Genomic DNA, 20,790 nt, shown 5'->3' on the forward strand with positions numbered 1-20,790 from the left:
CTGGAAACGGGTTGGTGCGGCTGAGAGGACTTGAACCTCCACGGGGTTTCCCCCACAGCGCCCTCAACGCTGCGCGTCTACCGATTCCGCCACAGCCGCAGGTATCCGCTGGCTCCTGGCCACCGGCTCGGAGCGGGTGTTATAGCGCTCTGCGCCAAAAGGGCAACGGAAATCTGTGCCGAAAAAAGGGCTGGACGGGGCTCCGGGCCCGGGTCCACCATACCGGGCGCTGCGCGGTAAATCCGCTGATTCCCAAACCTGGACCGCGTCCCAGATTATGAAGACTGCCCTCTTGATCGCCGTGCTCGGCGCGCTCCTTGTCGTGTCCGTTGTCGGCGGACTCTTTGTCTGGTGGAGCCTGGGCGACGTCGACATCAGTCTGCACGGCATGATCGCCCTGACGCTCGGCTGCCTCGTCTCGCTGCTGCTCGGCGGCGGCCTCATGTTCCTGGTCTTCTATTCGAGCCGCAGAGGTCACGACGACGACCACCATCGCGGGCCGGAAATATGAGTAGTCGTAACCCTTTAGGGTGGAAACCCTAAGGCTTGACACAAAAAGATCACCCCGCAGATTTCGGCTGCCCCCTAGGCTTTGATAGGTAAGCCTGCAGGGATGGGGACCCTGCCTCCCTGTACGACTTCATGTCTACCAACCCCCGAAGACGGCCGGGGCCCCCAGACATCCCTGCAGGCTTCCTCTCCTCAAGTGCCCGATCCCACAACTGCGTTATCCTACGACCGGACGACCGCTCGGCCGCTGCGCAAAGCCCCTTGCCGTGCGAAACAGCGGGGTTCATCATACGGGATGAGTGAACCGATTCAGGTGGACCTCGCCGCTCTTCGCGAACGCCTGATCCTACGCCGCCAGGAGCTGCTGGATCTGGCTGCCAGTTCTGCGGACAGCCGCAAACCGGTCGAACTGGATCAGACCAGGGTTGGCAGGCTGTCGCGAATGGATGCGCTCCAAAGTCAAGCAATGTCCCTGGAGGCTGAGCGCCGCCGCAAGGCGGAGCTGCAGCGCATCGAAGCAAGCCTGAAGCGGATCGAATCAGGAGACTACGGCTATTGCGTATCCTGCGGGGCGCGCATTCCGCTGCGCCGGCTGGAGTTGGACCCCACCCTGCCGACCTGTGTCGACTGCGCCAGCAAGGCAGGCGGGCATTGAGGGTCAGCAAGCCCGGGAACCGCCGACAGCAACGTGTCATTCCCCCACAGCTTATCTTTCCCAAGCCATGAGAAGCGACCAGCCTTGTCTTCCGTGTTTTCCATAGGCTTCCCCTCCGTGCCGGCTCTGGCCCTGGGCGGTGCGCTGCTGGCGGCCAGTGGCGCAGCCGGGCCGTCGGCGCTCGCGCAGAGCGCGCCAGAAACCCTTTCCGCCGGCCAGGCGACCGAGTGCTGGCGCGGCTGGGGCTACATCCTGGACGGTCAGTCACGGGCCTATAAGAGCGAGGAGATGCTGCTGGTCACTCTGGGGCCGACGCTGTGGGAGGCCGGACAGGCCGTCGAGCTTTTCGTGCTCGACCGCGCCAGCGGCCATATCTCCGAACTGCCGCCGATCCGGGTCGTTCCGCAGACCCCCCGGCTCTATTACCGCGGGCGGTTGAACTACGTCGACACGGTGGCCTCCATCGACGGCTCCGGCGACTTCATGACGCTTGGGCTCAGTCACATCGAGCCCGCCCCCGCGGGCGTTCCAGCCAAGGAAGACTTCAACCGCTGGGCCTGCGGCCTGGGCGAATAGCCTCAGCAGAACAACAGCGCCGAGCCCAGCAATCCGCAGTCGACGTCAGGTGCCCGCTGCCGGCGTCCGGCAGCCCCCAAAGCAGCCCCCAAAGCAGCCCCCCAAAGCAGCCCCCCAAAGCAGCCCGCCCGCGCTCCGATTACATAAAATGCGATCTGTATTTATCTATGATTTATTTCAAATTTACTTGAATTTGAGGCAAACATAGTTAACGATATCTAAAAATTTAGTTGATTTTCTCTTAAGATTGCCAAATAATAAGCAGAGTTCAGGTATTGGAACGAACCGCGGAGGCGATGACGTCATGTTAGACGTCCTGCAATGGATCTACGGCCCCGGCGCGGAAGCCGACCCCTACTACGTGCTGCTCAAGGATTTCATTGTCCTGATGCCGTGGTGGTATCCCTACATGTGGCTGGGCATCATCGCGACGGTCGTGAGCTGGCGCGTCCTGCGGAGGTTCCGGCGGAACCGCCAGAACCGGGCCGGACTGAAGCGCGTCCGCAGCCGCGTTCTGCGCCTGGCCGAGGGGCCCGACGGAAGCCTGGAGATCCCCGGGCCCGCCAATGACGATCACCCGGCCCTGAGCGGTCGCTGGCTGGTCGCCGACTGACACGCTTCCCCACCTGATACAACTCCCAGGCTGCTACGTCCGCGTATCGGGTGCCCCATGACCCGCAGACGCGCGCGGGACGCCCCTGTGCTGGCCTTGCCGCGGTGTCGTTGAGAGCGGCAGATTCCACCCGGCAAGACTTGCCGCATTCCGCGGAAACCCTGCCGCCCTGCCGTGCGCCGGCTTGGCCGGTCCGCGGGCTGCCTTGCCCCGCCCGGGCCTTAAAACTGGCCCGTCAATTGCAGAGCTCTGTGCGTCCATCTGCGGGCAAAGTCATGCCCGCCGGGCGCTTTGCAGATTCCAATGGCAGGAGCTGGGAAACTGGAATGACCTTTACCGATCTCTCCCGAGCCGATTCCCGGACGAACGATGCGCTGCAGTGGTTCCATCGCACCAGCGGAAAACCCCGCGAAACTCTGCGCATGCTCGAAGAGACCCTGGCGGTGCCCGAGCCAGAACGGTCGAAGGTCTCGGCCGGCGAATTCGTTGAGCAGATCGACGACAGCATCCAGGAGCAGGGCCGCCGCGAAGTGATGTCCGTTCTGGTCAATCTGCGCCAGAGTGAGATCAGGGCCCTGGTACGGCGGGCTGCTCACGCCAAGGGCCGCTACCTCGCTGCTCTGATGGAGCTGCCGCGCAGCCAGGCAAGTCGAAAGACGGCGGTAGAGGAAGTGGCTCTGCTGCGGCGGGAATACGAGGAGCTGGAGATCGGGCTCAAGACGCTGCGGCAGCTGGTGCTCGATAACGACATCGACGTTATCGGCGTCGACTGACGGTTGACTGACGGGGGCGTTTACTGACGGGCGGCCTGCCGAGCGCGTGCGCCGCCGATGTGCCAGTCAGAAACGTCAGTTCAGATAGAGGACGTCGCTATCAGGCTTGGGCATTTGCAGAATCACCGCTTCCGAGTTGCCGCTCAAGCGGCCGAGAAGCTCCTCGGTCTGGCGCGGACAGGCGTTGACCACGTCAAGGGCCAGGTCGCCGTTGGCGTTCACACGTGCGAAGATGCCCGCCCGAAAGGCGTCGGCGATCCATTGAGCCGGATCGAAGCCTTGCTGAGCCTTCATCGCTCCAACCTCTCCCATGCCTAGCATCAACATAGCCTGCACCTCTTGTTTTAACGTTCGGTTACTAAATTGCCGCTGAGATTTGGCGAAAATTCCTGACTTAGTATTGCGGTCCGGATGTCCGATTACTGTGGGTTTTCTCACCTCCGCAGATGCGACAATGGGCCACGAAGAAGCTCCTTGAAGATCACCGCCGCGAGGCCGATTCTGAGGGCCGGAGGGAGAAGAACGGCATCGCTCCGTCGCTTCTCCGACCCGGCTGCCGCTTTTGACTGCGCCCCTGCATCCGGGCGCCGGCGCAGCCCTGGTGAGGACGCCGCCTTTGACGCCTCAGGAACGTTCCTTTCTTGGGTTTCTTGCCCGGCATCTGGCCACCGGCATTGCCGCGGGCGCGCTGTTCGGCGCCGCCATTCTGGCCAGCGACTTCGCCGGGCTGCGTCGCCTGACACTCTCCAGCGATACCCCGGTCCTGGCGCTGGCACTGCTGTTCTTCGGGTTGTTCATCACCTTCGGCTCGGTCTCGATGGCGGCGAACCTGATGATGCTGCAGCGCAAAAAAGACGACTGATCAGCTGCGCTTTATCGGTACCGACAGTCGCAGTCGGTGCATCCGGTGCAATCCAATATTTACCCCTGAGTGTGACAATACCCACAAGGGTCTGAACCGCGCGCCGATAGCCTTCGACTAGGTATCGAGCGAAGGGTTCGGGCCCGCAACTTTGGCCCGGACGCACGAGACCAGAATCAGGGAAGATCACAATGGCAAATCACATGATGTTTTGGCGGTCGACCGGCTTGGAAGAGACCATCCGCAAGAACCACGCACCGATCCGCGGGCCGCGCGATCGCCGCCACCTGCCGTGCACGCAGCATTCCTCGACGGAGCTGGCCGCTTTCGAGCGCAGCCTGCGCCGGCCGCTGCGCTCACCCTGGAACCGGCCCGGGATGACCAAGCACTAAGACACTGCAGGGGGTATCACGCGGGGAACTGGCCGCGGTCACCGACCGGGCAGCGGCTGCCCCGCCCCACTCCGGCCCGGAAAGCCCGAAACAGATCCTTGATGCCTGCTGAGGCTACGACGCCGCCTTGGCAGATTCTACTGCAGCGGCGTTGGCGCGGCAGCGCTCGGACGGAAGAATGACCGATACCCTGGTGCCGCGGCCGGGCGTGCTTTCCACCTTCACCTCGCCATCGTGCAAACCTGTCAAGGCTTTGACCAGCGGCAGACCAAGACCGGTTCCGCCGCGCTTGCGAGCGAAAACGTTGTCGACCTGGCCGAAGGGCTTCATCGCCAGGTCGATCTCTTCCGCGTTCATCCCAATGCCGTCGTCGCTTACGGAAATCACGCAGCGCCCGGCCATATCCGTCTGGCTGCGCAGGTGGACCTGACCGCCGGGGTGGCTGAAGCGTATGGCGTTGGACAAGAGGTTGGTCAGCATCTGCGTGACCAGCCGCGGATCGCCGCAGAGCCCGAATGCACCCGGCAGCGGCTCCACCTGAAGAGTGATGTCGTAATCCTGGGCGAGCGGCGTAACCAGCCGGACCGCCGCCTCGACAACCGGCTCCAGCAGGAAGTCCTCCTCATGGAGATCCAGCTTGCCGGCCTCGATCTTCGTGAGGTCGAGAATGTCATTGATGATCCCGAGCAGGTGGCGGCCTGAGGAGCGGATATCGGCGATGTAGTCCTTGTAGGCGTCGACGCCGATGGGCCCGTGCACCTCCCGCTCCATCAGCTCCGCAAAACCGATCGTGGCGTTCAGCGGCGTGCGCAGTTCGTGACTCATGTTGGCGAGAAACTGGGTCTTGGCGAGATCGGCCGCCTCAGCCTTCTTCTGGGCGCGCAGCAGGCCCTCTTCGATCTCCTTGCGCCGGAGCAGTTCCTCCTCGAGCTGGGCATTCATTTCCTTGCGGCGGCGGGCCTCCGCCTTGAACTCGTACCAGCGCCGCCAGGCAAACCAGCCGAAAGAGACCGTCAGCAGCATGACCGCAATGGGGATCTCGTCCACTTCCCAGGCTTCGTGGTCCGCGGCGAAGTCGTCCCACATCTCGGCCAGATCGAATGCGCCCGCCACAAGAAACGCGAGGAAGAAGCCGAGGGTGGCGAAAATGATGTCGACGGCTGCATTGGGCAGCGTGTAACGCCCGATCCGCATCACGAAGTCCAAGAGCCCTTCCCTTACCGCCAAGCCATTGCAGTAATTGCTAAAATATAGAACGCGAAGCCAAGCTTAGCGCCGTCACTTATAACGATTGGTAAATGAAAATACACGATTTGATTAACTTCATGCTTTTGTAGTCACGAGGCCGAGCGGGCGTCGCGGCAGGCGCGGGCGCCAGAGCGGACTCCGCCGGCTGGAAGCTGTCTTCACAGGACGGAGCCAAGGCCCGCGAAGGCTCGGCGTGCCGGTCGGCCGCGGCCCCCCCAGGCGGCGCTTGATCGGGACATGATTCAGGCAGGTCCGGCTCACACTGGGAGCACGCCCCGACCGGACCGGCGAGATCGCAGGGCGCTAAACTGCAGGAAGGGTGGTGAGCCCGGCAGGGATCGAACCTGCGACAACCTGATTAAAAGTCAGGTGCTCTACCAACTGAGCTACGGGCCCCCGAGAGACGGGATTGCCTGCATTTCGGCCGCCGCCAGATTCTGGCGAAACGGCCCCGGGTGCAGGGCGCGCGCACCATAAGGCCGCGCCCCGCCCCGGTCAACTGCTCCGGTCAACTGCTCCGGTCAACAGGCCCGGCCAACAAGCCCGGTCAATCCTGCTTGAGGGTCTGCAGGCGCTTGGCCGCGGCCTTGCCGTCTTCCTGCTCCAGGTGGAAGCGGTCGCGCAGCCGGGCCGCCACCTGGGGGCCGACAAAACTGGAGATGTCACCGCCGAGGCGGCCGATCTCCTTGACGAAGCGCGAGGAGATGAACTGCTGGCGCTCGGAGGCCATGAGGAAAACGGTTTCGATGTCGTCATCCAGGCGCGCGTTCATGCTGGCCATCTGGAACTCGTACTCGAAGTCGGAGACGGCGCGCAGGCCGCGCACCAGCACCTGGGCGCCAACCTCGTGGCAGAAGTGGATCAGCAGGCTGTCGAAGCTGTGGACCACCACCTGGGCGCCGTAGTGGTTCATTTGCGCGATCTCGTCGCGCACCATCTCCACCCGCTCGTCGATGGTGAAGAGCGGTCCCTTGCCGGCATTGCGCGCTACCGCAATGACCAGGCGGTCCAGGATCTTGCAGGCACGGCCGATGATGTCCTGGTGGCCGTTGGTGATGGGATCGAAGGTGCCGGGATAAACACCGACCAGCGGCTTTTTCATGGTCCTTCGATCTCCCTTTACTATGAGGTCTCTGGGCTACGAAGTCTCTGGGGGCGCTTCCGCAGCGCCCGTGGACGGTTCCGCGGTTTCGCCGTTCTCGTCCCCACCGTTCTCATCCTCGTCGTCTTCCTCGGGAAGGTGGGCGACGGAGACGATGCGCTCGCTCTCGTCGATGCGGAACAGCATGACGCCGCGGGTGGTACGCCCGGCGATGCGGATGTCGTCGACGGGGCTGCGGATCAGCTTGCCGCCGTCGGTGACCAGCATGATCTGATCGCCCGGGGCCACCGGAAAAGCAGCGACGACGCCGGACTCCCGCCCGCCGGCGCGGCTGAGGTCGAGGTTGCCGATGCCGCGCCCGCCACGACCGGTCAGGCGGTATTCGTAGGCCGAGGTGCGCTTGCCATAGCCGTCGTTGGCGACCGAGAGGATGAACTGCTCGCCCTCGGCCAGCTCGGCCAGACGCTCGGGCGAAAGCTCGATGCCGTTCTCATGGGCCGTATCGCCATTGCCGTTCTCGCCGCGCCGGCGCGCGTTGGCATAACGCAGATAGGCGCCGCGCTCCTCCGTGCTCTCGGCCTCGCCGGAGCGGAGGATGGACATGGAGATCACCTTGTCGCCCTTGGCCAGCTTGACGCCGCGCACACCGGTCGAGGTGCGCCCGGCAAAGACCCGGACGTCGGAGACGCTGAAGCGGATGCAGCGCCCGCCGGCCGTCGCCAGCAGCACGTCGTCGTCGGGCCCGCAGGGGCGCACGCTCACCAGCTCGCTGTCGCCGCCATCCAGCTTCATGGCGATCTTGCCGTTGGCCATGACGCGCACAAAGTCGGAGAGCTTGTTGCGGCGGACGTTGCCGTCAGAGGTGGCGAAGACCACGTACATGCGGTCCCAGGTGGCCTCATCCTCGGGCATCGGCATGAAGGTGGTGATCCACTCCCCTTCCTGCAGCGGCAGCAGGTTGATCAGCGCCTTGCCGCGGGCCTGGGGCGTGCCGATGGGCAGGCGGTAGACCTTCAGCTTGTAGACCATGCCGCGCGAGGAGAAGAACAGCACCGGCGTGTGGGTGTTGCAGACGAAGACCTGGCTGACGAAGTCCTCGTCGCGGGTGGCCATGCCCGCGCGCCCCTTGCCGCCGCGGCGCTGGGCGCGATAGGTCGAAAGCGGCACGCGCTTGATGTAGCCGCCGTGGGAGACGGTCACCACCATGTCCTCGCGCTGGATCAGGTCCTCGTCTTCCTGCTCGAATCCCTGCTCCTGGATGACGGTGCGCCGCGGGTTGGCAAAGCGCTCCTTCATGTCCGTGAGTTCTTCGCGCAGCACAGCCAGCAGCCGCTCGCGGGAGGAAAGGATCTCCAGGAACTCACGGATCTCGCCGGCAATCTCCTCCAGCTCGGCGGCGATCTTCTCGCGCTCCAGGCCGGTCAGCCGCTGAAGCCGCAGGTCCAGAATTGCCCGCGCCTGCGTCTCGGAAAGGCTGTAGGTGCCGTCCTCTTCGACGGCGCGGCCCGGCTCGTCGATGAGGGCGATCAGCGGCGCCACGTCCTGGGCCGGCCAACGCCGGGCCATCAACTGCTCGCGCGCGGTCACCGGGTCCGGCGCCGCGCGGATCAGGGCGATCACCGGGTCGATGTTGGCCACGGCAATGGCGAGGCCGACCAGCACATGGGCGCGGTCGCGGGCCTTGCCGAGGCGGAAGGCGGTGCGCCGCGTCACCACCTCCTCGCGGAAATCGAGGAAGGCGGAAAGGATGGCGCGGAGGTCCAGCACCTCCGGGCGGCCGCCGTTCAGCGCCAGCATGTTGCAGCCGAAGGAGCCCTGGAGCTGGGAATGCCGGAAGAGCTGGTTCAGCACCACCTCCGGCTCCGCATCGCGGCGCAGTTCGATAACCACGCGCAGGCCCTGGCGGTCGCTTTCGTCGCGCAGGTCGGCAATGCCCTCGATGGTCTTGGCACGCACCAGCTCGGCAATCCGCTCCAGCATGCGCGCCTTGTTCACCTGATAGGGCACCTCGGTGACGATGATCGCCTGGCGGTCCTTGCGGATCTCCTCGATCTCGGTCTTGGCCCGCACCCGCAGGCTGCCGCGGCCGGTGTGGTAGGCATCGCGGATGCCGGCCCGGCCCAGGATCACGCCGCCGGTCGGGAAGTCCGGTCCGGGGATGATCTCCATCAGCTCGTCGATGCTGATGTCGGGCTTGTCGATGGCGGCCAGGCAACCGTCGATCACCTCGCCCAGATTATGCGGCGGGATGTTGGTGGCCATGCCGACGGCGATGCCCCCGGCGCCGTTGACCAGCAGGTTCGGGAAGCGCGCCGGCAGGACCACCGGCTCCTGCGTCGACTCGTCGTAGTTGTCCTGGAAGTCGACCGTGTCTTCGTCGATGTCGGCCAGCAGAGCGTCGCTCGCCGCCCGGGTCAGCCGCGCCTCGGTGTAGCGCATGGCCGCCGGCGGATCGCCGTCCATGGAGCCGAAATTGCCCTGGCCGTCGATCAACTGCAGGCGCATGGAAAACTCCTGCGCCATGCGCACCATGGTGTCGTAGATCGCGCTGTCGCCGTGCGGGTGGTATTGACCCATGACGTCGCCGACCACGCGGGCCGATTTGCGGTAGGGCCGGTTCCAGTCGTAGCCGGCCTCCTTCATCGCGTAGAGGATGCGCCGGTGCACCGGCTTCAAGCCGTCGCGCACATCCGGCAGCGCGCGGGCCACGATCACGCTCATCGCATAATCGAGGTACGAGCGCTTCATCTCGTCTTCGATGGTGACCGGTGTTATGTCGTGATCGGAAGTCGGCTGTGTCGGGTCGGACAAGTTATCAAGGCCTTGAGACGGTCCCGGACCCCAGTGTCCGGGTAGAGAACGGGCGGCCGGAGAGGGCCGCGAAGGGACTAAATTCGCACAACACGCCGGGCGATCCCCTTGTCTCCCGATACCCTGGACCGAGGCCGGTCCGAAGCCCGGGAGGGCCCCTGCGAGTCGCTCATAAGACTATAGCAATGCAGCCCAGGCACGACAACTCTCGCGCCTGCGAAAGGGCGGCGAGAATCCTTTTGATTTCATAGGCTTATAAGGCCGCTTCAGCGGCCTTCGCAAAACACGGGCAGGCGGGCGCATGCCATGGCCGGCAGCGCACCGAAAACCGCGCTTTGGTTGTACAGGAGGGCGGAGCACACGCCCTTAAGGACAGGCTCCGCGCTGACCGGACGCCGGCCTAGAACGGGATCTCGTCGTCCAGGTCGCCGGCCGGACCCGGACCGCCAGAGCCGCCACCGGAACCCCCGCCGGAACCGCCGCCAAAGTCGCCCCCGCCGCCGCTGTAGCCGCCCTGGTCGCCGCCGCCGAAGCCGCCGCCGTCCTGGCGGCCGTCCAGCATCGTCAGTTCCCCGCGAAAGCGCTGGAGAACCACTTCGGTCGTGTAGCGGTCCTGGCCGGACTGGTCGGTCCACTTGCGGGTCTGGAGCTGGCCTTCGATGTAGACCTTGGAGCCCTTGCGCAGGTACTTCTCCGCCACCTCGGAAAGCCGCTCGTTAAAGATCACCACCCGGTGCCATTCCGTGCGCTCGCGCCGTTCGCCGCTGTTGCGGTCGCGCCAGGTCTCGGAGGTGGCCAGCGAGAGGTTGGCGATGCGGGTCCCGTCCTGGGTGCTGCGGATTTCCGGATCGCGCCCCAGATTGCCGACCAGAATGACCTTGTTGACGCTCCCCGCCATACCGACTGTCTCCAATTTCAGAGGTTTTTCCTAGAAGCGCGCGACTCTAGCGCGTCTGGCAGGTCTATGTCAGCAATGCCGTCTCCGCAAGGCCGGTGGCACCATCAGGGGGTCGATTTTCCTGCGGCCATCCTCCATATTGCTTCCTGCCGGTCGCTCGACGACCATGGTATCCAAACCAGAACCCAAGCCCCCGAAAGGCCGTGCCGATTTGATGCCAAACGGTCCGCAAGGTCCTGTGATCGCGATTCGTGGCGCCCGCGAACACAATCTGAAGAACATCGACGTCACCCTGCCCCGCAACAAGCTGGTGGTGATCACCGGGCTGTCCGGATCGGGGAAATCCTCCCTTGCCTTCGACACCATCTACGCCGAGGGCCAGCGCCGCTACGTCGAGTCCCTCTCCGCCTATGCGCGCCAGTTCCTGGAGCTGATGCAGAAGCCCGACGTGGACTCCATCGAGGGGCTGTCGCCGGCGATCTCGATCGAACAGAAGACCACCTCCAAGAACCCGCGCTCGACCGTCGGCACGGTGACGGAGATCTACGACTACCTGCGTCTGCTCTATGCGCGGGTGGGTGTGCCCTACTCGCCGGCCACGGGCCTGCCGATCGAGAGCCAGACCGTCAGTCAGATGGTCGACCGGGTGATGGAGATGCCGGAGGGCACGCGTCTCTACCTGCTGGCGCCCATCGTGCGCGGACGCAAGGGCGAGTACCGCAAGGAACTGGCCGACCTGCAGAAACGCGGCTTCCAGCGGGTGAAGATCGACGGCGAGTTGCACGAGATCGAGAGCGCCCCGGCGCTGGACAAGAAGCGCAAGCACGACATCGAGGTGGTGGTGGACCGCCTGATCGTCCGCGAAGGGATCGAAACGCGCCTCGCCGACAGCTTCGAAACGGCGCTGGGGCTGGCCGACGGTCTGGCCTTCACCGAAGAGGCCAACAAGGCCGGCACGCGCACCACCTTCTCCGCGCGCTTCGCCTGCCCGGTTTCCGGCTTCACCATCGACGAGATCGAGCCGCGGCTGTTTTCCTTCAACAACCCCTTCGGCGCCTGCCCCTCCTGCGACGGGCTGGGCGTGACCCTCTTCTTCGATCCCGACCTCGTGGTGCCGGACGACAAGCTGTCGCTGAGCGAGGGCGCCATCGCGCCCTGGTCGCGCTCGGCCACGCCCTCGCCCTACTATCAGCAGACCCTCGATTCCATCGCCCGCCACTACAAGGTTTCGACCCGCACGCCCTGGCGCGAGCTGAAGAAGACAGTGCGCGACGCCATCCTCTACGGCTCCGGCAAGAAGCCGATCACCATGACCTACGAGGACGGGCTGAGGAGCTACAAGACCACCAAGCCCTTCGAAGGCGTGGTCCCCAACATGGAGCGGCGCTGGCGGGAGACCGACAGCGACTGGGTGCGCGACGACCTCGGCAAGTACCAGAGCAACCAGGCCTGCGAGGCCTGCGGCGGCTTTCGCCTGAAGCCGGAGGCCCTGGCCGTCAAGATCGACGGCCACCACATCGGCCAGGTGTCGGAGTTCTCCGTGGCCCAGGCGGCCGAGTGGTTCTCCAAGCTGTCGAAGAAGCTGCGGCCCAAGCAGCGCGAGATCGCCGCGCGCATCCTGAAGGAGATCAACGAGCGTCTGCGCTTTCTGGTGGACGTCGGCCTCGACTACCTCACCCTCAGCCGCGGCTCGGCCAGCCTTTCAGGCGGCGAAAGCCAGCGCATCCGCCTCGCCTCGCAGATCGGCTCCGGCCTCACCGGTGTGCTCTACGTGCTGGACGAGCCCTCCATCGGGCTGCACCAGCGCGACAACGCGCGCCTGCTGGAAACCCTGAAGCGCCTGCGCGATCTGGGCAACAGCGTGATCGTGGTGGAGCATGACGAGGACGCCATCCGCTCTGCCGACTATCTGGTGGACATGGGGCCGCGCGCCGGCACCCGCGGCGGGCAGGTGGTCGCCAGCGGCAAACCAAAAGAGGTGATGTCCGCCCCGGAGAGTCTGACCGGGCAGTACCTCACCGGCATGCGTCAGATCGCCATTCCGGGCCTCCGGCGCGAAGGCCATCCCGGCCAGGCCGTGAAGATCCTGAGGGCCGAGGAGAACAACCTGCATTCCGTCGATGCCGAGATCCCGCTGGGCACCTTCACCTGCGTCACCGGAGTCTCCGGCAGCGGCAAGTCGACGCTGATCATCGAGACCCTCTACAAGGCCCTGGCCCGGCGCCTCCACAAGGCGCGCGCCAACCCCGGCAGGCACGACGGCATCGAAGGGCTGGAGTACCTCGACAAGATCATCGACATCGACCAGTCGCCCATCGGGCGCACACCGCGCTCCAACCCCGCAACCTACATCGGTGCCTTCACACCAATCCGCGAGTGGTTCGCCGGCCTGCCGGAGTCCAACGCCCGGGGCTACAAGCCGGGGCGTTTCTCCTTCAACGTCAAGGGCGGGCGCTGCGAAGCCTGCCAGGGCGACGGCGTCATCAAGATCGAGATGCACTTCCTGCCCGACGTCTATGTCCAGTGCGACGTCTGCAAGGGCAAGCGCTACAACCGGGAAACCCTGGAGATCACCTTCAAGGGCAAGTCCATCGCCGACATCCTGGACCTGACCGTCGACGAGGGCGTGGAGTTCTTCAAGGCGGTGCCCTCCATCCGCGCGAAGCTTGAAACGCTGCAGAAGGTGGGTCTGGGCTACATCCACATCGGCCAGCCTGCGACCACGCTCTCCGGCGGCGAGGCGCAGCGCGTCAAGCTCTCCAAGGAGCTGTCGCGCCGCGCGACCGGGCGCACCCTCTATATCCTCGACGAGCCCACCACGGGCCTGCATTTTGAGGATGTGAGCAAGCTGCTCGAAGTGCTCCAGGCCCTCGTAGACCAGGGCAACACCGTGCTGGTCATCGAGCACAATCTGGAGGTCATCAAGACCGCCGACTGGATCATCGACCTCGGACCCGACGGCGGCGACCGTGGCGGACGCATCGTCGCCGCCGGCACGCCGGAGGACGTCGCCCGGGTCGCGGCGAGCCACACGGGCCAGTATCTGGCGCCCTATCTGGGAATATCCAACAAACCGAAGCGCAAACGGGCATGAGCGGCGCGGACGGATCGATCCTCTGCCGCTTTGCCGGCAAGGCCGACGCTGCAAAGGTCGGCGAGCTTTTCTACCGCTGCGACCTGCACTACTGGGGCGACAAGGCGCCCACAGCCGAGGCCATGGCCGCCCATGTCCGCGAGCGCGTGATGGCCGAGGACGCGACCGTGGAGATCGTGCTGGCCGAGGAGGATGGCGACGCCCTGGGCTTTGCCACCTTCACCATCATGTATCCGGCCCCGAACCTGGGCGGTCAGCTCTACCTCAAGGATCTCTTCGTGCTCGACCGGGCCCGCGGCAAGGGCGTCGGCCTCATCCTCATGCGCTTCCTGGCCGTGACGGCGCTGGAGCGCGGCTGCGTCCGCTTCGACTGGACGGCGGAGGAGAACAACCCCCGCGCCATGGAGTTCTACGCCCATATCGGCGCGCAGCTGGTGACCAACAAGGTCTACTACCGCTTCGACGGTGCGGCCCTGCGGCGCTTCGCGGAAGGCGGCTGACGGCGCTGGGCCTCACCAGCCAGGGGCCTCACCAGCCGGGCCTTGCCAGCGGACGCCCGGCCCTCCACACTCCCGACATGACGCTTGCAGACCCCGGGCGCGACAGCCTGCAGGCAGCCGAACTGCGGCCCCAGGCCCGCTTGAAAGCCCAGCCGGTCATCGACTGGCTGACCGACATGGGCATGCGCCGCAGCCGCATCACCATGCTGCACGACGGATTTGTCCGCCAGCTCACCGCCATCGGCATCCCCATCGACCGCTCCACCCTGCATCTGCCGCAGCTTCACCCGCAGATGCGGGCCGTCACCGTGCTCTGGGAGGCAGAGGCCGGCGGCGCCATGGAGATCCCGCGCGCCCACGGCGTCGAGCGGACGGATTTCTTCATGGCCAGCCCTGTGCGGCTGGTGAACGAGGGCGGTCCGGCAATCCGCCGGCGGCTCTGCGAGCCGGACTGTCCGATCGACTTTCCCATCGTCGAGGATCTGCACGCGGCGGCCTACAGCGACTACACGGCCCGCCCCTTGCCCTTCAGCAACAAGCAGATCAACACCATCACCTTCGCCAGCAAAAGCGAAAGCGGTTTCGACGACCTGGACATCGCCACCATCGACGCCTGCCTTCCGGCCTTCGCCACGGTGCTCGAACTGCGCAACGTCTACCGCACGGCCCGCACCTTGCTCCAGACCTACATCGGCGCACGAACCAGCGACCGGCTCTTGAGCGGTACCGTCAAGCGCGGCGATGTGGAGCAGATCTCGGCGGTCCTGCTTTGCTCCGACGTTCGCGGCTTTACGGCGTTGTCCGAAGCCCTGCCGATGCAGGAGATCGTCGAGCTGCTGGACGAGTACTTCGAGATCATGGGCACCGCGATCGTCGGTACGGGCGGTGAGATCCTGAAGTTCATCGGCGACGGCCTGCTTGCCATCTACCCCACGGACCATCAGGGCGAGACGGCAACGGACAGCGCCTGTGCAGCGGCGATGGACGCCGCGCAGCAAGCCCTGGAGAACATCGGCAAGCTGCAGGAGCGCCGCCGTGCCGCGGGCCTGCAGACCTACGGGATCGGGATGGCCCTGCATGTCGGCGAGGTGATGTACGGCAATATCGGCGCTGCCGACCGGCTGGATTTCACCGTGATCGGGCCGGCCGTGAACCTGGTAAGCCGGATCGAAGGCCTGAACGGGACCCTCGGCCTCTCGCTCATCTACTCCGCCGCTTTCGCCAAACACTGGGGCGGCGAGAGCCGCAGCCTCGGGGTCCATCCGCTGAAGGGCATCGCCGAGGCGCAGGAAGTGTTCACCCTGGCCGACCCTCCGGCTTGATGATTCCGGCTTGCGGGGCTATCTGCTCCGGCAAGTCAGGAGGCCACCGAGGGGCCGGAGAAACGAAGGTTCGGATCATGACCGAGACAGACCCAAAACCCATCCATGTCGTCGGCGGCGGGCTCGCCGGCAGTGAGGCGGCCTGGCAGATTGCGCGCGCCGGGGTTCCGGTGGTGCTGCACGAAATGCGCCCGGAACGGGGCACCGAGGCCCACCTGACCGACGGGCTGGCGGAGCTGGTCTGCTCCAACTCCTTCCGCAGCGACGATGCGGAGAACAATGCCGTCGGCCTGCTGCACGAGGAGATGCGGCGCCTCGGCTCCCTCATCATGGCCTGCGGTGATGCCACCAAGCTGCCCGCAGGCGGCGCGCTGGCGGTCGACCGGGTCGCCTTCTCCGACCGGGTCACGGCGCAGCTGGAGGCCGATCCCATGGTCACCATTCAGCGCGGCGAGGTGGCGGGGCTGCCGCCCGAGGACTGGGATCAGGTCATCGTCGCCACCGGGCCCCTCACCTCGCCCGAACTGGCGGAGGCAGTGGGCAGGCTGAGCGGCGAGGAGTACCTCGCCTTCTTCGATGCCATCGCCCCCATCGTGCACAAGGACTCCATCGACTTCTCCAAGGCCTGGTTCCAATCCCGCTACGACAAGCCGGGCCCGGGCGGCGGCACGGCGGACTACGTCAACTGCCCCCTCAACGAGGCGCAGTACGAGGCCTTCATCGCCGCGCTGCTGGAAGGCGAGAAGACCGACTTCAAGGACTGGGAGACCTCGACCCCCTATTTCGAGGGCTGTCTGCCCATCGAAGTAATGGCCAGCCGTGGGCCGGAGACCCTGCGCTTCGGGCCCATGAAGCCGGTCGGCCTGCACGACCCGCACCGCAACGAGCGCCCCTATGCCGTGGTGCAGTTGCGCCAGGACAATGCCCTAGGCACGCTCTACAACATCGTCGGCTTCCAGACCAAGCTGAAGTACGGCGAGCAGGTGCGCATCTTCCGCACCATCCCCGGCTTGGAGCAGGCGGAGTTCGCCCGCCTCGGCGGCCTGCACCGTAACACCTTCATCAACTCGCCACGGCTCTTGGATGGGGAATTGCGCCTGAAGGCCATGCCGCGGCTGCGTTTCGCCGGCCAGATCACCGGGGTCGAGGGCTACGTGGAATCCGCCGCCGTCGGCCTGATGGCCGGGCGCTTCGCCGCCGCGGAGCGTCAGGGCCAGGCTTTTGCACCGCCGCCGGCGACCACCGCCCACGGCGCCCTGCTGGCTCACATCACCGGCGGCGCCGATGCGTCGACGTTTCAGCCGATGAACGTGAACTTCGGGCTCTTCCCGCCGCTGACCCCGCCGGAGGGCAAGCGCAAGGTGCGCAAGAAGGACCGCAAGCCTGCCATGTCGGCGCGCGCCCTCACCGATCTCGCCGCCTGGCTGACCACGCCCGCCGAAGCAGCGGAGTAAGCCGGCCTTACTGCGCTAGTAGCGCCCGCGCCAGTGAGTCCAGGCCAGACGCCAGATCTGGCCGGGCGCCTCTGTCTGCAGGTCCGGATGAAAGGGGTCGTGGGCGGCCGCTTCGAGACGGCGCAGGTGGCGGTCCGCCAGAGTCGCAAGCAGCAGGGGCGCCCGCGCTGCGCGCGGCACGGCATCGGCAGCCCTGGCCTGCCGCAGATGCTCTCCCGCAGCGGCACAGAGGTCCCGCGCCACGGCGCTCAGCCCCTCCGACCCGCGCAGTTCGAAAAGCCCGCCATAGTCGACACCGGCGGCATGGCAGAGGTCGACCGGCAGATAGAGGCGTTTCTGCCGGGCGTGAAAGGGCACGGCCCGCAGCAGGCCCAGATAAGCCCAGGCGATCCCCAGGTGATGCGCCGCGGTCTCCGCCGCCGCGCTCTCGACCCCCAGCACCTTCAGGGCGAGGCGCAGAAGCTGGGAAGAGGTGCCGGCAGCATAGCTCTCGAGGGCGTCCAGCGTCTGTGGCGGTTCACCCTCCAGATCGAATTCACGCGCCGTGATGAGGGCTTCCAGTCCATCGCGCGGCAGAGCTGTCGCCGCGACCGCCCGGGCCAGCGGCTCGACCACTTCATGCGCGCGCGGTGTGCCGGCGTAAATCCCCTCCAGGCTTTCACGCCACCACTGCAGGCGGATCTGACCCAGCATCGCCTCGCTCACCACCTCGGCGGTCTTGGCGACCTCGTAGTTGAAGGCATAGAGCGCAAAGAGATGATCGCGCGACGCCGCCGGCGCGAAGAGACAGGTCTGGTAACGGTCGCGGTCGTGTTGGCGGAGGCTGGCGATGTGGCCCGGCAGCGCCGCTACCATGGCCGGCGGACCGGTCGGGCAGGCCTTCGGTCGGCGCTTCGGGAGGCGCTTCGGGAGGCGCTTCGGGGCGCCCCTTGGCAAGGGTTCAAGCGGGCTCTAATATTTTTCACAGCGAATCCAAGTGGCTGGGCAACAAGTCGCTTAGTCGTTTCAAGTAAAGAACCATGCTGATCTCCGCCTCGCGGCAGGTCTGCCCGGCGGAAATATGGAGGGGACCCTATGGCTGGCATACTGACGTCTTTACGCAACACGGTGATTTCAGGGTTTGTCTTGGCGGTCATCCTGGCGCTGATCTATGCCGGCATGCAGGGCTACGACGGATATAGCTTCGGTGCTTTTGTGTTCCGCTGGCTTCACGTGATCAGCGGTGTCATGTGGATCGGACTGCTGTGGTACTTCAACTTCGTTCAGATCCCCAATATGCCGAACATCCCGGACGAACAGAAGCCGGCAATCGGCAAGGTGATCGCACCGGCCGCGCTCTGGTGGTTCCGCTGGGGCGCCATGGCGACCATCGTCACCGGCATCATCCTGGCCGGCTTCAACGGCTATCTCGTCGAAGCCTACCTGCTGGGCCTCACCGATGGCGTGCCCAAGCACACCATGATCGGCATCGGCATGTGGCTGGGCACCATCATGTTCATCAACGTCTGGTTCGTCATCTGGCCGAACCAGAAGCGCGCCCTCGGCATCGTCGAGGCGGATGCGGACACCAAGGCCAAGTCGGCCCGGACCGCCATGCTGTTCTCGCGTACCAACACGCTGCTGTCCGTGCCCATGCTCTTTGCCATGGTGTCGGCGCAGAACCTCTTCTAGAGGCGTCTCTTCTAGCAGGACCTTGTATCCGGGGCCGGGACTGAACAGTCCCGGCCCCAGCCCTCTGCGGCATCGCCCGACATTCCTGGCCAAGCCACCGGTCGCGAATCATTCGCAATTGCAAAACCGAGCGGCGCCCCTATCTTGTCTGAAGATGGGGTAGGCTGGCCAAGCGGCTGAGCCGCAGGGACGACAGGAGACAGCGAGGATCCATGGCGGGTGCGAGTACGACGGGCGCGAGCATTGCGGAAGAACGGAACCCAAAGGACGACAGCCTGACGCCGGGCCGCATCACCTTGGAGCGGGACCTGATCGACCTGCTGCTGACCCGGCGATCGGTAGTTGCCAATCAGCTTGGCGAACCCGGTCCCGACCGGAACCAGATGGACCTGATCCTCAGCGCCGGCATCCGCGTGCCCGATCACGGCAAGATCGGCCCCTGGCGTCTGCAGGTGCTCGACAAACAGGCGCAGGCTGAGCTCGGCGCGGTGCTGGCGGGCGAGTTCCTGGCCAAGTTCCCAGAGGCGAACGAGAAGCAGGTCGCCTTCGAGCGCAACCGCCCGCAGCGGGCGCCGGGCTTTATCGTTGTCAGCAGCAGGCTCAACCGGCAGCACAAGGTCCCGGAGATCGAGCAGCTTCTGTCCTGCGGCGCGGTCTGCACCAACATTCTGAATGCTGCCGTTGCGCTGGGCTTTTCCGCACAGTGGCTGACCGAGTGGCCGGCTTACAACGACTCCGTCAAGACGGCGCTTGGCATCCCCGGCGACCAGCACATCATCGGCCTCATCTATATCGGCACCGCGGCGGAACCGCCGGGCGAGCGCGTCCGCCCGGAACGCGATGCCGTGGCCAGCTATCTGAGCAGCCTGCCGGCGGCGGAAGAACCGACCGACTGACCTGCGCCATCTGACGCGCCAGCCGCCGAAGATCGTCACAGAGCCGTCACGAGAACGCACCGTTGATGCGGGCTTTCCGACCGCGGAAAACCTCCAGACCGGGCTTTGGTCTGGTCACTGATCCAGTCGCGTTGATTGTCGGCTTTTGTGGCCGATTCCGCTGGAAATCCCGTCAGCGATTCCTAATTCACCGAGTAACAGGGCTCTCGTGATCAGGAGAGATCGCGCCTGTACGAACGAACGCCAAACTTCAAAGTCACAAGCGACCGAAAGAAAGAGAGACGGCATGGCCTTCGAGCTTCCCCCCCTGCCCTACGCCCAGGACGCCCTGGAGCCGCACTACTCCGCCAACACCCTCAGCTTCCACCACGGCAAGCACCATGCGGCCTATGTGAACAAGCTGAACGAGCTGATCGCCGGCACCGCCGATGAGGAAAAGACCCTGGAGGAAATCATCGCATCCAGCACGGGCGGGCTCTTCAACCAGGCCGCGCAGATCTGGAACCACACCTTCTTCTGGAACTCCATGAAGCCCGCCGGCGGCGGTGCGCCGGACGGCGCTCTGGCGCAAGCCATCGACGCAGCCTTCGGCAGCCTGGATGCCTTCAAGGAGCAGTTCAAGGCTGCCGGCGTCGGCCAGTTCGGTAGCGGTTGGGTCTGGCTTGTGAAAGACAACGGCGGCCTGAAGATCGTCACCTCGGGCAATGCGGAAACGCCGCTGACCGACGGCCAGACGCCGCTTCTGACCTGCGACGTCTGGGAGCACGCCTACTATCTGGACTACCAGAACCGGCGGCCGGATTTCATCCAGGCGTTCCTCGACAACCTGGTGAACTGGGACTTCGCCGCCGCGAATTTCGAGGACGTGGCGAGCGCCGCTGCCGAGTAGCGCGCTCAGGCTTCCGTGCCGTGAGAACAAGGGGCCCTGCGGGGCCCCTTTTTTGTGCGCTGGTTTTTTGTGCTGGACGGCTAACGACAGGCCCAATCAGTCGACGGCGATCAGCGCCGCGGCAACCGGGCGCCCTTCGGCGGCAAGGACGTTGTAGGTACGGCAGGCAGCGCCGGTGTCCATGGGCTCCAGCGCCGGCCCCCGGGCCCGAACCGCCTCGCGCAGATCCGGGTCGATGAAGACCATCGCCGGCCCGCAGCCGACCAGCAACACCTCGATGGCGGTGTCTTCAGCCACGACCGCGGCGAAGTCCGACAGAGACAGGGCGGCGATATCGCCCGGCGTCCAGGCCAGCGTGCGGTCCGGCAGCACCAGCACGTTGCCGCTGTAGTGCTTCCCGGAAACGCGGAACCCGCCGCCGCCATAGCTCTCGATGATCTGAAGGCCCTCCGGGACCAGAGGCGTGACGTCCATGGCTGTCCTCAGCTTTTCCTCTCGACTGCCGAACCGCCCGCCTGGGCCCG

Annotated in this window: 21 protein-coding genes and 2 tRNA genes; 14 read left to right on the forward strand and 9 right to left on the reverse strand. The window is 65.5% G+C overall.

Going from position 1 to position 20,790, the window contains the following annotated elements; genetic code table 11:
• Positions 1 to 12 precede the first annotated feature (12 nt).
• Positions 13 to 99: transfer RNA gene (locus tag Q0982_RS07290), tRNA-Leu, on the reverse strand.
• A gap of 178 nt (positions 100 to 277) precedes the next feature.
• Here Q0982_RS07290 and Q0982_RS07295 point away from each other — a divergent pair.
• The 5 genes from Q0982_RS07295 to Q0982_RS07315 all read left to right on the forward strand — a co-directional run bounded on the left by Q0982_RS07295 (position 278) and on the right by Q0982_RS07315 (position 3,127).
• A complete protein-coding gene (locus tag Q0982_RS07295; protein ID WP_299393602.1) occupies positions 278 to 511 on the forward strand; it encodes a hypothetical protein in 234 nt (77 codons plus the stop codon).
• A 294-nt stretch (positions 512 to 805) separates the two neighbouring features.
• The gene (locus tag Q0982_RS07300) at positions 806 to 1,165 is read left to right on the forward strand and encodes a TraR/DksA family transcriptional regulator (RefSeq protein ID WP_299393604.1); all 360 of its coding nucleotides are present in this window, start codon (positions 806 to 808) and stop codon (positions 1,163 to 1,165) included.
• 84 nt (positions 1,166 to 1,249) lie between these two features.
• Complete coding sequence (locus tag Q0982_RS07305; RefSeq protein ID WP_299393607.1) at positions 1,250 to 1,741, forward strand: hypothetical protein; 492 nt, start codon at positions 1,250 to 1,252, stop codon at positions 1,739 to 1,741.
• A 304-nt stretch (positions 1,742 to 2,045) separates the two neighbouring features.
• Positions 2,046 to 2,354: a hypothetical protein gene (locus Q0982_RS07310; RefSeq protein ID WP_299393609.1), complete on the forward strand. Its 309-nt coding sequence runs from the start codon at positions 2,046 to 2,048 to the stop codon at positions 2,352 to 2,354.
• A gap of 326 nt (positions 2,355 to 2,680) precedes the next feature.
• Complete coding sequence (locus tag Q0982_RS07315; RefSeq protein WP_299393612.1) at positions 2,681 to 3,127, forward strand: hypothetical protein; 447 nt, start codon at positions 2,681 to 2,683, stop codon at positions 3,125 to 3,127.
• A gap of 75 nt (positions 3,128 to 3,202) precedes the next feature.
• Here the strand turns inward: Q0982_RS07315 and Q0982_RS07320 are convergent, their stop codons facing one another.
• Positions 3,203 to 3,421, reverse strand: coding sequence for a hypothetical protein (locus tag Q0982_RS07320; protein ID WP_299393615.1), 219 nt, complete (start codon positions 3,419 to 3,421; stop codon positions 3,203 to 3,205).
• Between the two features lie 322 nt (positions 3,422 to 3,743).
• On the opposite strand from Q0982_RS07320, the gene Q0982_RS07325 reads away from it, so the two are divergent.
• Positions 3,744 to 3,989, forward strand: coding sequence for a hypothetical protein (locus Q0982_RS07325; RefSeq protein WP_299393618.1), 246 nt, complete (start codon positions 3,744 to 3,746; stop codon positions 3,987 to 3,989).
• Positions 3,990 to 4,180: 191 nt separating this feature from the next.
• Positions 4,181 to 4,381 (forward strand): hypothetical protein, encoded by a 201-nt coding sequence (locus Q0982_RS07330; protein WP_299393620.1) that lies wholly within the window; start codon positions 4,181 to 4,183, stop codon positions 4,379 to 4,381.
• Positions 4,382 to 4,495: 114 nt separating this feature from the next.
• On the opposite strand, the gene Q0982_RS07335 is transcribed toward Q0982_RS07330, so the two are convergent.
• The 5 genes from Q0982_RS07335 to Q0982_RS07355 all read right to left on the reverse strand — a co-directional run bounded on the left by Q0982_RS07335 (position 4,496) and on the right by Q0982_RS07355 (position 10,440).
• Positions 4,496 to 5,578: a HAMP domain-containing sensor histidine kinase gene (locus tag Q0982_RS07335; RefSeq protein ID WP_299393724.1), complete on the reverse strand. Its 1,083-nt coding sequence runs from the start codon at positions 5,576 to 5,578 to the stop codon at positions 4,496 to 4,498.
• Between the two features lie 371 nt (positions 5,579 to 5,949).
• A tRNA-Lys gene (locus Q0982_RS07340) sits at positions 5,950 to 6,025 on the reverse strand.
• A 151-nt stretch (positions 6,026 to 6,176) separates the two neighbouring features.
• Positions 6,177 to 6,731, reverse strand: coding sequence for a pantetheine-phosphate adenylyltransferase (gene coaD / locus Q0982_RS07345; protein WP_299393623.1), 555 nt, complete (start codon positions 6,729 to 6,731; stop codon positions 6,177 to 6,179).
• A gap of 36 nt (positions 6,732 to 6,767) precedes the next feature.
• Complete coding sequence (gene gyrA / locus Q0982_RS07350) at positions 6,768 to 9,542, reverse strand: DNA gyrase subunit A (protein ID WP_299393626.1); 2,775 nt, start codon at positions 9,540 to 9,542, stop codon at positions 6,768 to 6,770.
• Between the two features lie 400 nt (positions 9,543 to 9,942).
• The gene (locus Q0982_RS07355) at positions 9,943 to 10,440 is read right to left on the reverse strand and encodes a single-stranded DNA-binding protein (RefSeq protein WP_299393627.1); all 498 of its coding nucleotides are present in this window, start codon (positions 10,438 to 10,440) and stop codon (positions 9,943 to 9,945) included.
• A 238-nt stretch (positions 10,441 to 10,678) separates the two neighbouring features.
• Here Q0982_RS07355 and uvrA point away from each other — a divergent pair, with 238 nt between their 5' ends.
• The 4 genes from uvrA to trmFO all read left to right on the forward strand — a co-directional run bounded on the left by uvrA (position 10,679) and on the right by trmFO (position 16,810).
• A complete protein-coding gene (gene uvrA / locus Q0982_RS07360) occupies positions 10,679 to 13,534 on the forward strand; it encodes an excinuclease ABC subunit UvrA (RefSeq protein WP_322096973.1) in 2,856 nt (951 codons plus the stop codon).
• Positions 13,531 to 14,034 carry a GNAT family N-acetyltransferase gene (locus Q0982_RS07365; RefSeq protein WP_299393631.1) on the forward strand — a complete coding sequence of 168 codons (504 nt, stop codon included), beginning with the start codon at positions 13,531 to 13,533 and terminating at the stop codon, positions 14,032 to 14,034. The genes uvrA and Q0982_RS07365 overlap by 4 nt, the downstream gene beginning before the upstream one ends.
• 77 nt (positions 14,035 to 14,111) lie before the next feature.
• The gene (locus Q0982_RS07370; protein WP_299393633.1) at positions 14,112 to 15,356 is read left to right on the forward strand and encodes an adenylate/guanylate cyclase domain-containing protein; all 1,245 of its coding nucleotides are present in this window, start codon (positions 14,112 to 14,114) and stop codon (positions 15,354 to 15,356) included.
• Positions 15,357 to 15,433: 77 nt separating this feature from the next.
• Positions 15,434 to 16,810 carry a methylenetetrahydrofolate--tRNA-(uracil(54)-C(5))-methyltransferase (FADH(2)-oxidizing) TrmFO gene (gene trmFO / locus Q0982_RS07375; protein ID WP_299393645.1) on the forward strand — a complete coding sequence of 459 codons (1,377 nt, stop codon included), beginning with the start codon at positions 15,434 to 15,436 and terminating at the stop codon, positions 16,808 to 16,810.
• Between the two features lie 15 nt (positions 16,811 to 16,825).
• Here the strand turns inward: trmFO and Q0982_RS07380 are convergent, their stop codons facing one another.
• Positions 16,826 to 17,665: a phytoene/squalene synthase family protein gene (locus Q0982_RS07380; RefSeq protein ID WP_299393648.1), complete on the reverse strand. Its 840-nt coding sequence runs from the start codon at positions 17,663 to 17,665 to the stop codon at positions 16,826 to 16,828.
• A 219-nt stretch (positions 17,666 to 17,884) separates the two neighbouring features.
• On the opposite strand from Q0982_RS07380, the gene Q0982_RS07385 reads away from it, so the two are divergent.
• The 3 genes from Q0982_RS07385 (at position 17,885) to Q0982_RS07395 (ending at position 20,266) form a co-directional block, all read left to right on the forward strand.
• On the forward strand, positions 17,885 to 18,481 hold the full coding sequence (locus tag Q0982_RS07385; protein ID WP_299393650.1) for a urate hydroxylase PuuD: 597 nt from the start codon (positions 17,885 to 17,887) through the stop codon (positions 18,479 to 18,481).
• A gap of 212 nt (positions 18,482 to 18,693) precedes the next feature.
• Positions 18,694 to 19,377, forward strand: a complete 684-nt coding sequence (locus tag Q0982_RS07390; RefSeq protein WP_299393653.1) for a nitroreductase — start codon at positions 18,694 to 18,696, stop codon at positions 19,375 to 19,377.
• A 286-nt stretch (positions 19,378 to 19,663) separates the two neighbouring features.
• On the forward strand, positions 19,664 to 20,266 hold the full coding sequence (locus Q0982_RS07395; RefSeq protein ID WP_299393654.1) for a superoxide dismutase: 603 nt from the start codon (positions 19,664 to 19,666) through the stop codon (positions 20,264 to 20,266).
• Between the two features lie 96 nt (positions 20,267 to 20,362).
• Here the strand turns inward: Q0982_RS07395 and Q0982_RS07400 are convergent, their stop codons facing one another.
• On the reverse strand, positions 20,363 to 20,740 hold the full coding sequence (locus Q0982_RS07400) for an Mth938-like domain-containing protein (RefSeq protein WP_299393657.1): 378 nt from the start codon (positions 20,738 to 20,740) through the stop codon (positions 20,363 to 20,365).
• Positions 20,741 to 20,790 lie beyond the last annotated feature (50 nt).

It is taken from the genome of Pelagibius sp., assembly GCF_028281305.1.
Classification (GTDB): Bacteria; Pseudomonadota; Alphaproteobacteria; order Kiloniellales; family Kiloniellaceae; genus Pelagibius.

What these genes read in the sequence shown, in the direction of transcription:
- Q0982_RS07295 (WP_299393602.1), top strand. Translation starts at nt 278, where the DNA reads ATGAAGACTGCCCTCTTGATCGCCGTGCTCGGCGCGCTCCTTGTCGTG.
- Q0982_RS07300 (WP_299393604.1), top strand. Translation starts at nt 806, where the DNA reads ATGAGTGAACCGATTCAGGTGGACCTCGCCGCTCTTCGCGAACGCCTG.
- Q0982_RS07310 (WP_299393609.1), top strand. Translation starts at nt 2,046, where the DNA reads ATGTTAGACGTCCTGCAATGGATCTACGGCCCCGGCGCGGAAGCCGAC.
- Q0982_RS07315 (WP_299393612.1), top strand. Translation starts at nt 2,681, where the DNA reads ATGACCTTTACCGATCTCTCCCGAGCCGATTCCCGGACGAACGATGCG.
- Q0982_RS07320 (WP_299393615.1), bottom strand. Translation starts at nt 3,421, where the DNA reads ATGAAGGCTCAGCAAGGCTTCGATCCGGCTCAATGGATCGCCGACGCC.
- Q0982_RS07330 (WP_299393620.1), top strand. Translation starts at nt 4,181, where the DNA reads ATGGCAAATCACATGATGTTTTGGCGGTCGACCGGCTTGGAAGAGACC.
- coaD (WP_299393623.1), bottom strand. Translation starts at nt 6,731, where the DNA reads ATGAAAAAGCCGCTGGTCGGTGTTTATCCCGGCACCTTCGATCCCATC.
- Q0982_RS07355 (WP_299393627.1), bottom strand. Translation starts at nt 10,440, where the DNA reads ATGGCGGGGAGCGTCAACAAGGTCATTCTGGTCGGCAATCTGGGGCGC.
- Q0982_RS07365 (WP_299393631.1), top strand. Translation starts at nt 13,531, where the DNA reads ATGAGCGGCGCGGACGGATCGATCCTCTGCCGCTTTGCCGGCAAGGCC.
- Q0982_RS07370 (WP_299393633.1), top strand. Translation starts at nt 14,112, where the DNA reads ATGACGCTTGCAGACCCCGGGCGCGACAGCCTGCAGGCAGCCGAACTG.
- trmFO (WP_299393645.1), top strand. Translation starts at nt 15,434, where the DNA reads ATGACCGAGACAGACCCAAAACCCATCCATGTCGTCGGCGGCGGGCTC.
- Q0982_RS07380 (WP_299393648.1), bottom strand. Translation starts at nt 17,665, where the DNA reads ATGGTAGCGGCGCTGCCGGGCCACATCGCCAGCCTCCGCCAACACGAC.
- Q0982_RS07385 (WP_299393650.1), top strand. Translation starts at nt 17,885, where the DNA reads ATGGCTGGCATACTGACGTCTTTACGCAACACGGTGATTTCAGGGTTT.
- Q0982_RS07390 (WP_299393653.1), top strand. Translation starts at nt 18,694, where the DNA reads ATGGCGGGTGCGAGTACGACGGGCGCGAGCATTGCGGAAGAACGGAAC.
- Q0982_RS07395 (WP_299393654.1), top strand. Translation starts at nt 19,664, where the DNA reads ATGGCCTTCGAGCTTCCCCCCCTGCCCTACGCCCAGGACGCCCTGGAG.
- Q0982_RS07400 (WP_299393657.1), bottom strand. Translation starts at nt 20,740, where the DNA reads ATGGACGTCACGCCTCTGGTCCCGGAGGGCCTTCAGATCATCGAGAGC.